This window comes from Kribbella sancticallisti (assembly GCF_039530625.1).
GTDB classification, from domain to species: domain Bacteria; phylum Actinomycetota; class Actinomycetes; order Propionibacteriales; family Kribbellaceae; genus Kribbella; species Kribbella sancticallisti.
The window spans coordinates 125283-139331 of record NZ_BAAAOS010000001.1 but is presented as its reverse complement, the minus strand read 5'-3'; the positions used below and the strand labels follow the sequence as shown (position 1 = coordinate 139331).

The following is a 14049-nucleotide window of genomic DNA, read 5'->3' as shown; positions in this document are numbered from 1 at the left end:
ACCGGCCACCGTCATGCTCCCGCCCTGCCGGCCGAGCGAAGCTCGATTTAGCTCTTTGTCTTGGTGACGTAGTCGTCGATTTCGGTGAGGAGCGACTGCTTGATCGAGTCCTCGGCGAAAGACACCCGGACGGCGGTGCGGGAGAGTTCGGCCGCGCCTTCTTCGTCGAGATCCAGCAACTCCGTGGCGACGGCGTACTCGTTGATCAGGTCGGTGCCGAACATCGGCGGGTCGTCGGTGTTGATCGTGACCACCAGCCCGGCGTCGACCATCGCGCGGAGCGGGTGTTCGTCGTACGACCGGACCACCTGGGTGGCGAGGTTGGAGGTCGGGCTGACCTCGAGCGGGATCCGGTGCTCGCCCAGGTAGTCGACCAGCGCCGGGTCCTGCATAGCGGACGTCCCGTGGCCGATCCGCTCCGCCTTGAGCACGCGCAGCGCGTCCCAGATCGTCTCGGGCCCGGTCGTCTCACCCGCATGCGGCAGGCTGTGCAGACCCGCGGCACGCGCGGCGTCGAAGTACGGCGCGAACTGCGGCCGCGGTACGCCGATCTCCGGCCCGCCGAGGCCGAACCCAATCAGCCCGTCCGGGCGGATCTCGGTGGCGATCCGGGCGGTCTCGATCGCCGCCGGGATACCCGCCTCGCCGGGGATGTCGAAGATCCAGCGCAGCGTGACGCCGAGTTCCTTCTCCGCCGCTGTGCGAGCGTCCTCGATCGCCTCGCAGAACGCCTCCGGCGCGATCCCGCGCGTCACCGACGTGAACGGCGTGACGGTGAGCTCGGAGTACCGGATGTTCTGCGCGGCCATCTCCCGGGCGATCTCGTACGTCAGCAGCCGGACGTCCTCCGGTGTGCTGATCAGGTCCACCACGGTCAGGTAGATGTCGATGAACTTCGCGAAGTCGGTGAAGACGAAATACTCCGCCAGCGCGGCCGCGTCGGCCGGAACCGGCGAGTTCGGATGCCGGGCGGCCAGTTCGGCGACGATCCGCGGCGAGGCGGATCCGACGTGGTGCACATGCAACTCGGCCTTCGGCAGGCCGGCGAGAAACTCACGCGACACGGTCATGGGGCCTCCCGGCCTGGACTGAGGAGTGGAGGGAGCGCAGCGACCGGAGTGACGAGGGAAGGCCGGGAGCCAAGGCCCCATGGCCCGCCGTGCCGGAGGCGCGGCAATCCAAAACGGTCATGGGGCGGATCCTATGCACGTACTCGGGCGAGCCGCTGGAAAGCTGACAATTATTTGTCAGGAGCGCGCTCGGGCCGCTGGGGGAGAACCCGGCTTCAACGTGAGGCCCCGCGGGTGGCACGATGCACTGCGTGAGCGAGCGCTTTGACTTCACCGGTGATGAACTGGCCCCGGCCTACCGCGCGGCCGTGGACGCCATCGAGGCCGGCGATCTGGTCGTCCTGCCGACCGACACCGTGTACGGGATCGCCGCGGACGCCTTCAAGTCCGACGCGGTCCAGCGACTACTGGACGCCAAGGGGCGCGGGCGGGACATGCCGCCGCCGGTGCTGATCTCGGTGGTCGAGTCGCTGGACGCGCTGGCGACCGACGTCTCGGAGGCGGGCCGCAAGCTGTGCGAGGCGTACTGGCCCGGTCCGCTGACGGTGATCTGCCATGCGCAGGGGTCGTTGATGTGGGACCTGGGGGACACCCAGGGGACCGTCGCGCTGCGGGTGCCGGACCACGAGAACACGCGGGAACTGCTGTCCCGGACCGGGCCGCTCGCGGTCAGTTCGGCGAACAAGAGCGGTCAGCCGGCGGCGCTGGACGTGTACGACGCCGAGGCGCAGTTGCTCGACTCCGTCGCCGTCTTCCTCGACGGCGGTGAGGTGACGGGTGGGCAGCCGTCCACCATCGTCGACCTGACCGGTGACGTTCCGCACGTGGTCCGGATCGGCGCGCTGTCGATGGCGCAGATCCGTGAGATCGTCCCCGAGGCGACCACGGACCTGGAGCCCGACGAGAAGCCCGACACCGAGGACCAGTCCACGGAAGAGCCAACCGAACCGCCCGTCGAAGCGTCCAACGACAAGAAGCCAGTGGAAAAGAAGCTCGCCGCCGACGAGCAGGCGGACGAGAAGCCGGCGGACGACAAGCCCGCCGACAACAAGCCGGCCGACGACAAGCCGGTGGACGAGAAGACTGATGTGAGGCCTGCGGACTAGTGCGCGAGTACCTGCTGGTCCTGTTCGTGGCGATGGCCACGACCTTCCTGCTGACCGGCGTGGCCCGGAAGATCGCCTTGCGGTACGGCGCCGTCGCGAAGGTCCGTGCCCGCGACGTGCACAAGGTCCCGATCCCGTACTTCGGCGGCGTCTCCATCCTGGCCGGCCTGATCGCCGGCTACGCGGTCGCCTCCAGCCTCCCGTTCCTCGGCGACAGCCTGCAGGTCGCCCACGACGCCCGGGCGATCCTGATCGGCGGCGTGGTGATCTGCGCGGTCGGCGTGATCGACGACCTCTACGAACTGGACCCGATCACCAAGCTGGCCGGCATGGTGCTGGCCGTCGGCGTGATGATCGTGCAGGGCATTCAGCTGTACTGGCTGCCGCTGCCCGGTGGCGTCATCTCGCCGCCGCCCGCGCAGCTCGCGGTGATCACCGCCGGCATCCTGCTCGTCTCCACCAACGCGGTGAACTTCATCGACGGCCTGGACGGCCTGGCCGCCGGCGTGACCACGATCGGCGCGACCGCGTTCTTCATCTACTCCTACGTGCTGAACGTCGTGCAGAACCTCGACCGGGCGACCACCTCGGCCCTGATCACCGTCGCGCTCGCCGGAGCCTGTCTGGGTTTCCTGCCGCACAACTTCTTCCCCGCCAGGGTCTTCATGGGGGACTCGGGCGCCTTGCTGATCGGGTTGATGCTGACCGCGTCGACGATCAGCCTGACCGGCCAGATGGACCCGAACGCGGTCCCGTACGAGGTCGGCGGCTCGAGCCTGCTCCCCGCCCTGCTCCCGCTGGTCCTGCCGATCGCGGTCCTGGCGCTCCCGGCGCTGGACCTGACGATGGCGTACGTACGGCGTACCAAGGCGGGCCGGTCACCGTTCGCGGCGGACAAGATGCACCTGCACCACCGGCTGATGCAGCGGGGTCACTCGCACCGCCGCGCCGTACTCCTGATGTACCTGTGGACCGCGCTGATCGCGTACGGCGTCGTCGTGCTCGGCCTGATCCTGAGCTGGTGGACCGCGCTGCTGGTGCTGGCCATCACCGTCACCGCGATCCTGCTCACCACCGGCCTTCCGCACCGCGCCGCCAAACCCCTCGCCAAGGTCTGATCAAACCCCTCGCCAAGGCCTGACCGCTCTCTCGCCGAGGTCTGAACGCTCTCTCGCCGGGGTCTGACCGGCGAGCAGTCGCCGGACGGGTGGTTCACGCGTCAGGGGGACCAGACCAGTGGGCTTCCTGGCCTACCGATAAGGTGTTCGCGTACAGCGGCAGGGAGGCTGTTTTGCTGACGGTGCAGACTTTGTGCTAGTTTTCACAAGCACCAGCGAACAACAGCTTCACCCCTGACCCCGCCCACCCGACGACCGCGGGCTCGAATCCCGGTCGCCAGCAGGACGGAACCACCAGATGGCTCCCGTAGTAAGCAGCCAGAAAGAAGCCGGCCAGGCCACTCGGCACCCGGCTCTGGCGATGTTGCGTGGCGCTTTGGCTGCCGCGCTGGTCGTCGGCGTGAACGCCGCGGCGATCGCCGCCGTCGCTGCCGGCCTCCAGGGCCTGTGGGGAGCGTTGCTGGGGCTGCTGATGGTGATCATCTTCTCCGGCGTGGGTCTGCTCGCGCTGCACCTGGCCCGCCGCACGTCGCCGACCATGCAACTGGCGGTGGCGATGGCGTCCTACACCGGCCGGATCGCGGTCTTCGGCGGCCTGCTCGCCCTGTCCCTCAGTTCCGACAGCCTGGCCGAGAACGTCAACCTGACCGCGCTGGGTCTCAGCGCGATGGTGGTCGTGATGGGCTGGATGGCCGGCGAGATCTGGGCCTGGTCCCGGCTGCGCGTCCCGATCTACGATCTCGACCACGAGGTGAACGCATGATCACCCTGCGTCACGCCTCGGATAGCCGTTTCCCAACCGTGATCACAGGTGTGGTGAAGCGCACTGCGGACCCCGCTCGGGCCGATGTGACCCGGCGTGTCGCCGACTGGTACCTTTCGGGTGCCAATGAGCCAGCAAGAGGATCCGAAGCCGACGCCGAACACTTCCGGCGATGGCTGGCGGGTCCTGTCCTACTTGATCGGCGGAATCCTCGTCTACGGGGGTATCGGGTTCGGGTTGGATCGCTGGCTGGGCACCCAGTTTCTACTCCCGGTGGGCATCGTCCTCGGTGCCGGCCTCACCATCTTGTTGCTGAACTTCCGGTACGGGCGTTCCTGAGCCCTGCCGGGTCTGACGTAGTTGACCGCCTTGCCCTGAGCCGCCCTGCCCTTAGCCCTATGGCGAACGACTTGAGCACGACGCGAGAGGAGACCCGGTGATCGCCGGCGTTTCGACCGAGTTCATCCCGCCCGGTCCAGAGAGTTTCGAACTGCCGCCCATCTTCTCGGGCGTGGAGTGGTTCACCAAGCCGGTCCTGGTGGCCACGCTGTCGGTGATCGTGATCCTCTGGTTCTTCTGGGGTGCTTCCCGCAAGGCCGAGATCGTGCCGAGCAAGCTGCAGTTCGCCGGCGAACTCGGCTACAACTTCGTCCGGAACTCGATCGCCCGGGACGCGATCGGCAGCCCGGAGCACATGAAGTACGTGCCCTTCCTGCTCGGCCTGTTCTTCTTCATCCTGCTGAACAACGTGGCCGCGTCGATCCCGTTCATCCAGTTCCCGACGTTCAGCCACATCGGCTGGGCGTACGCGGCGGCCGCGCTGAGCTGGATCATCTACAACGCCGTCGGTATCCGGAAGCACGGCGTCGGCGGCTACCTGAAGCTGCAGACGATGCCGGCCGGCGTACCGGTCTGGCTGATGCCGCTGATGATCCCGATCGAGTTCATCTCGAACATCCTGGTCCGGCCGGTCTCGCTGAGCCTGCGGCTGTTCGCGAACATGTTCGCCGGTCACATCCTGCTGCTGGTGTTCGTGCTGGGCGGTGAGTACATGTTGCTGCACTCCGGCAGCATCGCGCTCGGCGGCGTCGGCATCATCACCTTGCTGATGGGCCTCGCGATCGCCGGACTGGAGCTGTTCGTCCAGTGCATCCAGGCCTACATCTTCGTCGTGCTGACCGCGCAGTACATCGGCAGCGCCATCGCCGACGAGCACTGATCCGCACCACCTTCACAGACCCGTAGCAACGGAAACCCGGATAGAGCCCTATCCGTACCGAAAGGAACACACTGCAATGAACGCTCTCGAGATTGCCGGCAACATCGCCGTCCTCGGTTACGGCCTCGCCGCGATCGGCCCGGGCGTCGGTGTCGGTCTGATCTTCGCGGCCGTGATCAACGGCACCGCGCGTCAGCCCGAGGCGCAGAGCAAGCTGCAGTCGATCGCGTGGATCGGCTTCGGCGTGACCGAGGTTCTGGCGATCATCGGTATCGCCCTGGCCTTCGTCTTCCGCGCCAGCTGACCATTTCCCCTGACTGACAGGATTCAGACATGTTGACGAAAGTGCTTCCGCTGAGCGAGGCCGCGGGCGAGGCCCCCAGTCCGCTGATGCCGCACACGGCCGAGATCATCTTCGGCTTCGTCTTTCTGATCCTGCTGGCCATCGCCTTCGCCAAGGTCGTCGTTCCGAAGTTCGAGAAGGCTTACGCCGACCGGACGCAGGCGATCGAAGGCGGGATGAACGAGGCCAAGCAGGCCCAGGCCGAGGCGAAGGCGGCGCTCGACAAGTACAACGCGCAGCTGGCCGAAGCCCGGCAGGAAGCTGCGAAGATCCGCGAGGACGCGCGCGAGCAGGGTGCGCTCATCATCGCGGAGATGCGCGAGCAGGCGAACGCCGAGGCCGAGCGCATCGTGACGCACGCCCGGACCCAGATCGACGCGGAGCGCTCGCAGGCCGTGGCCTCGCTGCGCTCGGAGGTCGGCACCCTGGCGACGTCGCTGGCCGGTCGCATCGTCGGTGAGTCGCTCGAGGACGAGGCGCGTCAGCGTCGCACCGTCGAGCGCTTCCTGGCGGACCTGGAGGCCTCGGATTCGGCACGGCAGGCCGTCGGAACGGACGGCTGATGCGCGGCGCATCGAGGGAGTCGCTCGCCCGGGCCCAGGAGGCCCTGGCGGGTGCCACCGTCACCGAAAGCCTGGGCGCCGAGCTGTTCTCGGTGGCCAAGCTGCTCGACTCCAACGGCGCGCTCCGGCGCGCTCTGACCGACCCGGCCCGCTCGCTGGCGAGCCGGACCGGACTGGTCGACCAGCTGTTCAGCGACAAGATCTCCACCCAGGCGCAGGAGATCCTGACCGCCGCGGTGTCCGGCCGCTGGGTCAGCAGCCGTGACCTCGGCAACGCGCTCGACCAGCTCGGCGTCGAGGCCGAGGTGGCCTACGCCGACGGCCAGCGCAAGCTGGACGAGGTGGAGGACGAGCTGTTCCGGCTCGAGCGGGTGGTCGCGGCGGAGCGGGAGCTGAGCGACAAGCTGAGCGATCGCAACCTCCCGCTGGCCGCACGGCAGGAGCTCATCCACGGTCTGCTGGAGGGCAAGGCCGATCCGGTCACCGTCCGGCTCGCCGAGCGTGCGGTGGACGGTCGCGGCCGGAGCTTCGCGGCGTCGCTGCGGTCCTACCAGGTCGCCGCGGCGGCCCGGCGCAACGCGAGCATCGCGACCGTGCGGGTGGCCACCGATCTGACCGAGGGTGAGCGCTCCAGGCTCGCCGAGGCGCTCGGGCGGCAGTACGGTCGACAGATCCAGCTGAACGTGATCGTCGACCCCAAGGTCGTCGGTGGCGTCCGGGTGGACATCGGCGACGAAGTGATCGACGGAACCATCGCGGCCCGGCTCGACGAGGCGCAACGGCGCATCGCGGGCTGACCCCTAAAGACAAAATCTTATGGCGCTAGCGGCCAGTGCTAGTTACGGAAACCTCTAGAGCCAACAGACCAGGCCAGCTAGGTCAAGGAAGCAGGGACGGAAGATAATGGCGGAGCTCACGATCAGGCCGGAGGAAATCCGGGACGCCCTGGATCGCTTCGTCTCCGGGTTCGAACCGGGGACGGCGACCCGCGAAGAGGTCGGCACCGTTGTCGACGCCGGTGACGGCATCGCGCACGTCGAGGGCCTGCCCTCGGTGATGACGAACGAGCTGCTGGAGTTCGAGGACGGCAGCCAGGGCATCGCCCTGAACCTCGACGTCCGGGACATCGGCGTCGCCGTCCTCGGTGAGTTCAGCGGCATCGAGGAGGGCCAGCAGGTCCGCCGGACCGGGCAGGTCCTGTCCGTACCGGTCGGCGAGGGCTACCTGGGCCGGGTCATCGACCCGCTGGGCAAGCCGATCGACGGTCTGGGTGAGATCAAGGACCTCGAGGGCACCCGCGCCCTGGAGCTGCAGGCCGCCGGCGTGATGGACCGCCAGGAGGTCCGCGAGCCGATGCAGACCGGCATCAAGGCGATCGACGGCATGATCCCGATCGGCCGGGGCCAGCGTCAGCTGATCATCGGCGACCGCAAGACCGGCAAGACGGCGATCGCGGTCGACACGATCATCAACCAGAAGGCCAACTGGGACTCCGGCGACCCGAAGAAGCAGGTCCGCTGCATCTACGTCGCGATCGGCCAGAAGGGCTCGACGATCGCCTCCGTGCGCGGCGCGCTCGAAGAGGCCGGCGCGATGGAGTACACCACCATCGTCGCCTCCCCGGCGTCCGACGCGGCCGGCTTCAAGTACGTCGCGCCGTACACCGGCTCGGCCATCGGCCAGCACTGGATGTACCAGGGCAAGCACGTCCTGATCGTGTTCGACGACCTGACCAAGCAGGCCGAGGCCTACCGGTCGATGTCGCTGCTGCTGCGCCGCCCGCCGGGTCGTGAGGCCTACCCGGGTGACGTCTTCTACCTGCACAGCCGCCTGCTCGAGCGCTGCGCGAAGCTGAGCGACGAGCTCGGCGCCGGCTCGATGACGGGTCTGCCGGTGATCGAGACCAAGGCCAACGACGTCTCGGCCTTCATCCCGACCAACGTCATCTCCATCACCGACGGCCAGATCTTCCTCCAGTCGGACCTGTTCAACGCCAACATCCGCCCCGCCATCGACGTCGGTATCTCGGTGTCCCGGGTCGGCGGTGCCGCCCAGGTGAAGGCGATGAAGAAGGTCTCCGGCTCGCTGAAGCTGGACCTGGCGCAGTTCCGCGCGATGGAGGCGTTCGCGATGTTCGCCTCCGACCTCGACGCCACCTCGCGCCGTCAGCTGGACCGTGGTCAGCGTCTGGTCGAGCTGCTCCGCCAGCCGCAGTACTCGCCGTACCCGGTCGAGGACCAGGTCGTCTCGATCTGGGCCGGCACCACCGGCAAGTTCGACGACGTGCCGACCGAGGACGTGCTGCGGTTCGAGCGTGAGTTCCTCGACTACCTGCGCCGTGAGGGCAACGTCCTCGACGGCATCCGCGAGACGAACCTCTTCGAGGACGACGCCCAGCAGGCCGTGACGGCCGCGCTGGACGAGTTCAAGCCGACCTTCCAGACCTCCGGCGGCGAGCTGCTGGTGGGCCGGGAGGAGACTGAGGCGATGGACGAAGAGGACGTCGAGCAGGAGCAGATCGTCCGGCAGAAGCGGGGCTGATCAACCGTGCCAGCCAGTCTGCGGCAGCTTCGTGAGCGTCGGGCCTCGGTCTCGACGATCAAGAAGCTGACCCGCGCGATGGAGCTCATCGCGGCGTCCCGGATCGTCAAGGCGCAGCAACGCGCCCAGGCGGCCGGTCCGTACGCGCGTGAGCTCACCCGTGCCGTGTCGGCGGTGGCGACGTTCTCGAACGTCGACCACCCGCTGACCACCGAGAAGCCGAATCCGAAGCGTGCCGCGGTGCTGCTGATCACCTCGGACCGTGGTCAGGCCGGCGCCTACTCCTCCTCCGTCATCCGTGAGGGTGAGCGGCTGAACCAGCTGCTCCGCGAGGACGAGAAGGAGATCGCGTCGTTCATCAGCGGCCGTAAGGGGATCGCCTACTACACCTTCCGGCAGCGCGAGCTCGCGCAGTCGTGGAGCGGCGACTCCGACGCGCCGTCGTTCGCCCGGGCCCGGGAGATCGCCGACGCGCTGATCGAGACCTTCCTGACCCCGACCGAGGAGGGCGGTGTGGACGAGATCCACGTCGTCTTCACCCGGTTCGTGTCGATGCTGACGCAGCGCCCGGACGTGATCCGGTTGCTGCCGCTGGAGGTCGTCGAGGGCGAAGAGGCCCCCGAGCCGGACGACGTCCTGCCGCTGTACGAGTTCGAGCCGTCCGCCGAGGACGTGCTCGACGGACTGCTGCCGAAGTACGTCGCGAGCAGGATCCACTACTGCATGCTGCAGGCTGCCGCGTCCGAGCTGGCCAGCCGGCAGCGGGCGATGAAGTCCGCGACGGACAACGCTCAGGACCTGATCGAGCGACTGACGCGTGAGGCCAACCAGGCGCGTCAAGCCCAAATTACCCAAGAAATCAGCGAGATCGTGGGTGGCGCCGGTGCGCTGGCCGACGCATCCGCCGGGAGCGAGTGAGAGAGATGACTGCCACGGTTACCGAGAAAGACAACAGCGGCGCGGCGGGTGCCGTTGGCCGCGTCGCCCGGGTGATCGGCCCGGTCGTCGACGTCGAGTTCCCCGCGGACACGATGCCGGAGATGTACAACGCCCTCGAGGTGGACATCACCCTGGGCGACGTCACTCAGACGATCACCCTCGAGGTCGCGCTGCACGTCGGCGACAACATCGTCCGCGCGATCTCGATGAAGCCCACCGACGGCCTGGTCCGCGGTACCGAGGTGCGCGACACCGGTGCGGCGATCTCCGTCCCGGTCGGCGACGTCACCAAGGGCCGGGTCTGGTCCGTCACGGGCAAGTGCCTGAGCCAGGACGAGTCCGAGTTCGAGATCACCGAGCGCTGGCCGATCCACCGCAAGGCCCCGGCCTTCGACCAGCTCGAGTCCAAGACCGAGATGCTGGAGACCGGCATCAAGGTGCTGGACCTGCTCACCCCGTACGTCCAGGGCGGCAAGATCGGCCTGTTCGGCGGTGCGGGTGTCGGCAAGACCGTGATGATCCAGGAGATGATCTACCGGATCGCCCACAACTTCGGTGGCACCTCGGTGTTCGCCGGTGTCGGTGAGCGCACCCGTGAGGGCAACGACCTGATCAACGAGATGGAAGAGGCCGGCGTCTTCAAGGACACCGCGCTGGTCTTCGGTCAGATGGACGAGCCGCCGGGCACGCGTCTTCGCGTCGCGCTGTCGGCGCTGACGATGGCGGAGTACTTCCGCGACGTCGCGGGCCAGGACGTGCTGCTGTTCATCGACAACATCTTCCGGTTCACCCAGGCCGGTTCCGAGGTCTCCACGCTGCTCGGCCGGATGCCGTCCGCGGTGGGTTACCAGCCGAACCTGGCCGACGAGATGGGCGTGCTGCAGGAGCGGATCACCTCGACCCGGGGTCACTCGATCACCTCGATGCAGGCGATCTACGTGCCCGCCGACGACTACACCGACCCGGCGCCGGCGACCACCTTCGCCCACCTGGACGCGACCACCGAGCTGTCCCGTGACATCGCGTCGCGTGGTCTGTACCCGGCCGTCGACCCGCTGACCTCCACGTCGCGGATCCTCGACCCGCAGTACATCGGCCAGGAGCACTACGACGTGGCCGTTCGGGTGAAGCAGATCCTGCAGAAGAACAAGGAACTGCAGGACATCATCGCCATCCTGGGTGTCGACGAGCTGTCCGAAGAGGACAAGATCACCGTCGCCCGGGCGCGCCGGATCGAGCAGTTCCTGTCGCAGAACACCTACATGGCGGAGAAGTTCACCAACACCCCGGGTTCGACGGTGCCGCTGAAGGACACCATCGAGTCGTTCAAGAAGATCACCGAGGGTGAGTGCGACCACATCGCCGAGCAGGCGTTCTTCAACGTCGGTTCGCTCGACGACGTCGAGCGGCGTTGGGCTGAGCTCCAGAAGGAACTCTGATGGCCGACGAATCCGGCAGCAAGCACCTCGAGGTCGCGCTGGTCGCGGCCGAGCGGACGGTCTGGGAGGGGCAGGCGAAGATCGTCATCGCCCGCACCACCGACGGCGACGTCGGCATCCTGCCGGGGCACGCGCCGCTGCTGGGTCTGTTGCAGGGTGGCACCGTCCAGGTGCGGACCGTCGACGACGAGTACTTCGTCGCGGCCGCGCCGGACGGCTTCATCTCGGTGGCGAACGACCGGGTCTCGATCCTGGCCGAGAATGCCGAGATGGGTCACGACATCGACCTGGAAGAGGCCAAGCGAGCGCTCGAGCAGGCTCAGGCGGCTGGGATGGACTCCGAGGACGAGCAGGAGCACGTGCGGCTCGCCGAGGCCAGGGTGAGGGCCGCCGAGAAGGCGTCCTGACCCCACCTGCCATAATTGAATATCGTCACAGTCAGTAGGTTGGGGCTCGGTGCCACCACATCGATGGCACCAGGAATGAGGTCGGCGCACTATGAGGACAGCCCTCGATGTTCTCGGGGTCTGTCTGCTTGCCGCCCTACTGCTGATCGCCGCTTTCGCGTGCCGTCGTCGCTGGTTGTCCAGGGACGGCGGCACGTTCGATTGCAGCCTGCAACTGGCCCAGAAGGACCACGGCCGCGGCTGGGCCCTCGGCCTGGCCCGGTACGTCGGTGACGACCTCCAGTGGTTCCGCGTCTTCAGCCTGGCCTGGTGGCCGAAGCTGACGGTGAACCGCCGCCAGCTGGAAGGCGTGACCACCCGCCGCCCGATGGGCAACGAACCCCTGGTCACCTACGCCGGCCACGTCATCGTCGATGCCGACCTCCGCGACCGCACCGTCCACTTCGCCATGACCGAGGAAGCCCTCACCGGCGTCCTCGCCTGGATGGAATCCGCACCCCCCAGCACCCAGACTTACCTCTGAGTCTGTGCTCACCTGCTGACTTCACGACCTCAGGTCACTAGGCTCACCTAGCGTGACCTGAGGGGGGCACTGGATGAAGTTTCGCAGTGGCAAGCATTTCTCCGCCGAACCGGTTGACGCACTGGTTCCGTTCGACCTGTGGGGCCGGTGAGCGGCAAGCACCGAGACCTCGAGACCACGGCGCTACTGGTGGCTGAGACAGCCAATCCCCACGATCCGAACGCGGTGGCCGTGCAGATCGATGGCAGCGTCGCCGGCTGGCAGTTCTGGGTTCTCGAGTAGAACTTTTGACCGGCCTGTCTAGGGTCGGGGTATGACGGGTGTTTTGCTGGAGATGGATCTGACTCGGGGTGTGTTGGAGACGCCGCCTGGGTCGCCGTTGGCTGCGTTCCGGGCTCGGCATCTTCCGACCTTGCGTGAGTTGGTCGCGGCGTTGCGGAAGGGGGGCGAGGACGACGGCGTGGTGGGGCTGGTCGCGCATCTGGGTGGGCCGGGGTTGTCGCTGGCTCAGGTGCAGGATCTTCGGGAGGCCGTTGCGGAGTTCCGGGCGACGGGGAAGAGCGCGGTGGCCTGGACCGAGTCCTTCGGGGAAGTGAGCACGGGGACCGTGCCGTACTACCTGGCCACCGCGTTCGACGAGATCTGGGTGCAGCCGTCGGGGGAACTCGGCGTCACCGGGGTGTCCGTGCAGGCCACCTTCGTTCGGGGTGCGCTGGACAAGGCGGGGGTGATCCCGCAGTTCGGCAAGCGCCGGGAGTACAAGACGGCTGTGGACACCTTCACCGAGAAGGAGATGACCGGTCCGGCCAAGGAGATGGCGGCGCGGCTGGCCGAGTCGGCATACGAGCAGATCGTCGAGGGCATCGCCGTACGGCGTGGGCTGGAGCCCGCCAAGGTGCGGGAGCTCGTGGACAGCGCGCCACTGTCGGCAGAGGCCGGGCGGGAGGCCGGGCTGGTCGACCAGCTGGGCTACCGCTCCGACGTTTACACCGCGCTCGAGAAGAGCCTGGGGGAGACCACCCCGCTGCTGGCCGAGCGCTACATCCGCCGCGGCCCCAGGAACCTCCAGGACGTCATCAAGAACCTCCCCTGGCCGCAGAAGCCAGTGGTTGCGGTGGTGCGTGTGACCGGCGGCATCAACGTCGGCCGGAACTCCGGCGGTGGACCGCTCGGTGGTCCCAGCTCGGGCTCGGACACCATCGGCGCCGCTCTGCGCGCCGTCGCCGAGGACAACAAGGTCAAAGCCGTCGTACTGCGTATCGACAGCCCGGGCGGCTCCTACGTCGCATCCGACGCCATCCGCCACGAGGTGCTGCGGCTCCGAGCCACCGGGAAGCCGGTGATCGCCTCGATGGGCAGTGTCGCCGCCTCGGGTGGCTACTTCGTGGCCATGCCGGCCGACGTCATCGTGGCCCAGCCCGGCACGATCACCGGCTCCATCGGCGTCCTGTCCGGCAAGGGCGTCGTGCGGGACGCGCTCGGCCGGATCGGCATCACGCAGCAGGCCGTGTCGGAGGGTGAGAACGCGCGGATGTACTCGGCCCAGGAGGAGTTCTCCCCGGAGCAGTGGGAGCGACTGGAGGAGACCCTGGACCGCATCTACGCGGACTTCGTGGCGAAGGCGGCCCAGGATCGCGGTCTGCCCGAGGAGGAGCTGGAGGCGCTGGCCCGCGGGCGGGTCTGGACCGGCGCCGACGCGCATGCCAACAAGCTCGTCGATGAGCTCGGCGGGTTCGAGCACGCCATCCGGCTGGCCTGCAGTCGCGCAGGCCTCGACCGCGACGACATCGCCATCACCGCAGTTCCCCACCGCTCGATGCTGGATCGACTGAGGCCTCCGGAGTCCACCGAAGACCTCGCCGCCACAGCGAAGGCCTGGACCGCGGATGGCCTCACCAGCACCATCTACGCGGCCCTGGGCCTCCCGCCGACCGGCGTACTGACTATGCCGATCTCCTGGCGGCTGACCTAGGGGGACAGCGAACCCGGTCCTCTTGTCCTGTCGAAAATCGGGGAGC

General features: G+C 67.8%; 16 protein-coding genes. 15 read left to right on the top strand and 1 reads right to left on the bottom strand.

The features are described 5' to 3' along the window. Positions 1–47 precede the first annotated feature (47 nt). Positions 48–1070 (bottom strand): adenosine deaminase, encoded by a 1023-nt coding sequence (locus tag ABD255_RS00525; protein ID WP_344208512.1) that lies wholly within the window; start codon positions 1068–1070, stop codon positions 48–50. Positions 1071–1312: 242 nt separating this feature from the next. Between ABD255_RS00525 and ABD255_RS00520 the strand changes: the two genes are divergently transcribed. From ABD255_RS00520 to sppA, 15 genes are all read left to right on the top strand, one after another. Next, on the top strand, positions 1313–2176 hold the full coding sequence (locus tag ABD255_RS00520) for an L-threonylcarbamoyladenylate synthase (RefSeq protein WP_344208510.1): 864 nt from the start codon (positions 1313–1315) through the stop codon (positions 2174–2176). Beyond that, a complete protein-coding gene (locus ABD255_RS00515) occupies positions 2176–3294 on the top strand; it encodes a glycosyltransferase family 4 protein (RefSeq protein WP_344208508.1) in 1119 nt (372 codons plus the stop codon). Before ABD255_RS00520 ends, ABD255_RS00515 begins: the two co-directional genes overlap by 1 nt. Before the next feature lie 298 nt (positions 3295–3592). Then, complete coding sequence (locus ABD255_RS00510; protein ID WP_344208506.1) at positions 3593–4057, top strand: Cg1360 family ATP-synthase-associated protein; 465 nt, start codon at positions 3593–3595, stop codon at positions 4055–4057. Between the two features lie 126 nt (positions 4058–4183). After that, positions 4184–4396, top strand: a complete 213-nt coding sequence (locus ABD255_RS00505; RefSeq protein WP_344208504.1) for an AtpZ/AtpI family protein — start codon at positions 4184–4186, stop codon at positions 4394–4396. Between the two features lie 97 nt (positions 4397–4493). Beyond that, complete coding sequence (atpB, locus tag ABD255_RS00500; RefSeq protein ID WP_344208502.1) at positions 4494–5276, top strand: F0F1 ATP synthase subunit A; 783 nt, start codon at positions 4494–4496, stop codon at positions 5274–5276. Positions 5277–5352: 76 nt separating this feature from the next. Then, a complete protein-coding gene (gene atpE / locus ABD255_RS00495; RefSeq protein WP_344208500.1) occupies positions 5353–5580 on the top strand; it encodes an ATP synthase F0 subunit C in 228 nt (75 codons plus the stop codon). 29 nt (positions 5581–5609) lie between these two features. Beyond that, a complete protein-coding gene (locus ABD255_RS00490) occupies positions 5610–6182 on the top strand; it encodes a F0F1 ATP synthase subunit B (RefSeq protein WP_344208498.1) in 573 nt (190 codons plus the stop codon). After that, positions 6182–6979 carry a F0F1 ATP synthase subunit delta gene (locus tag ABD255_RS00485; protein WP_344208496.1) on the top strand — a complete coding sequence of 266 codons (798 nt, stop codon included), beginning with the start codon at positions 6182–6184 and terminating at the stop codon, positions 6977–6979. Before ABD255_RS00490 ends, ABD255_RS00485 begins: the two co-directional genes overlap by 1 nt. 106 nt (positions 6980–7085) lie before the next feature. Beyond that, on the top strand, positions 7086–8723 hold the full coding sequence (gene atpA / locus ABD255_RS00480; protein ID WP_344208494.1) for a F0F1 ATP synthase subunit alpha: 1638 nt from the start codon (positions 7086–7088) through the stop codon (positions 8721–8723). A gap of 6 nt (positions 8724–8729) precedes the next feature. Beyond that, positions 8730–9641, top strand: coding sequence for a F0F1 ATP synthase subunit gamma (locus tag ABD255_RS00475; protein WP_344208492.1), 912 nt, complete (start codon positions 8730–8732; stop codon positions 9639–9641). Positions 9642–9646: 5 nt separating this feature from the next. After that, on the top strand, positions 9647–11101 hold the full coding sequence (gene atpD / locus ABD255_RS00470) for a F0F1 ATP synthase subunit beta (protein ID WP_344208490.1): 1455 nt from the start codon (positions 9647–9649) through the stop codon (positions 11099–11101). Then, on the top strand, positions 11101–11508 hold the full coding sequence (locus ABD255_RS00465) for a F0F1 ATP synthase subunit epsilon (protein WP_344208488.1): 408 nt from the start codon (positions 11101–11103) through the stop codon (positions 11506–11508). Before atpD ends, ABD255_RS00465 begins: the two co-directional genes overlap by 1 nt. A gap of 91 nt (positions 11509–11599) precedes the next feature. Further along, positions 11600–12031 (top strand): DUF2550 domain-containing protein, encoded by a 432-nt coding sequence (locus ABD255_RS00460; protein WP_344208486.1) that lies wholly within the window; start codon positions 11600–11602, stop codon positions 12029–12031. Positions 12032–12178: 147 nt separating this feature from the next. Further along, positions 12179–12313: a hypothetical protein gene (locus ABD255_RS00455; protein WP_344208483.1), complete on the top strand. Its 135-nt coding sequence runs from the start codon at positions 12179–12181 to the stop codon at positions 12311–12313. 31 nt (positions 12314–12344) lie between these two features. Further along, entirely contained in the window at positions 12345–14003 is a 1659-nt protein-coding gene (gene sppA, locus ABD255_RS00450) for a signal peptide peptidase SppA (protein ID WP_344208481.1), read from the top strand. Positions 14004–14049 lie beyond the last annotated feature (46 nt).

Excerpts from the sequence above, each read along its gene's own strand:
- atpA (WP_344208494.1), top strand. The coding sequence starts at position 7,086 with ATGGCGGAGCTCACGATCAGGCCGGAGGAAATCCGGGACGCCCTGGAT.
- ABD255_RS00460 (WP_344208486.1), top strand. The coding sequence starts at position 11,600 with ATGAGGACAGCCCTCGATGTTCTCGGGGTCTGTCTGCTTGCCGCCCTA.
- ABD255_RS00465 (WP_344208488.1), top strand. The coding sequence starts at position 11,101 with ATGGCCGACGAATCCGGCAGCAAGCACCTCGAGGTCGCGCTGGTCGCG.
- ABD255_RS00485 (WP_344208496.1), top strand. The coding sequence starts at position 6,182 with ATGCGCGGCGCATCGAGGGAGTCGCTCGCCCGGGCCCAGGAGGCCCTG.
- atpD (WP_344208490.1), top strand. The coding sequence starts at position 9,647 with ATGACTGCCACGGTTACCGAGAAAGACAACAGCGGCGCGGCGGGTGCC.
- ABD255_RS00505 (WP_344208504.1), top strand. The coding sequence starts at position 4,184 with ATGAGCCAGCAAGAGGATCCGAAGCCGACGCCGAACACTTCCGGCGAT.
- atpE (WP_344208500.1), top strand. The coding sequence starts at position 5,353 with ATGAACGCTCTCGAGATTGCCGGCAACATCGCCGTCCTCGGTTACGGC.
- ABD255_RS00490 (WP_344208498.1), top strand. The coding sequence starts at position 5,610 with ATGTTGACGAAAGTGCTTCCGCTGAGCGAGGCCGCGGGCGAGGCCCCC.
- ABD255_RS00520 (WP_344208510.1), top strand. The coding sequence starts at position 1,313 with ATGCACTGCGTGAGCGAGCGCTTTGACTTCACCGGTGATGAACTGGCC.
- ABD255_RS00525 (WP_344208512.1), bottom strand. The coding sequence starts at position 1,070 with ATGACCGTGTCGCGTGAGTTTCTCGCCGGCCTGCCGAAGGCCGAGTTG.
- sppA (WP_344208481.1), top strand. The coding sequence starts at position 12,345 with ATGACGGGTGTTTTGCTGGAGATGGATCTGACTCGGGGTGTGTTGGAG.
- ABD255_RS00510 (WP_344208506.1), top strand. The coding sequence starts at position 3,593 with ATGGCTCCCGTAGTAAGCAGCCAGAAAGAAGCCGGCCAGGCCACTCGG.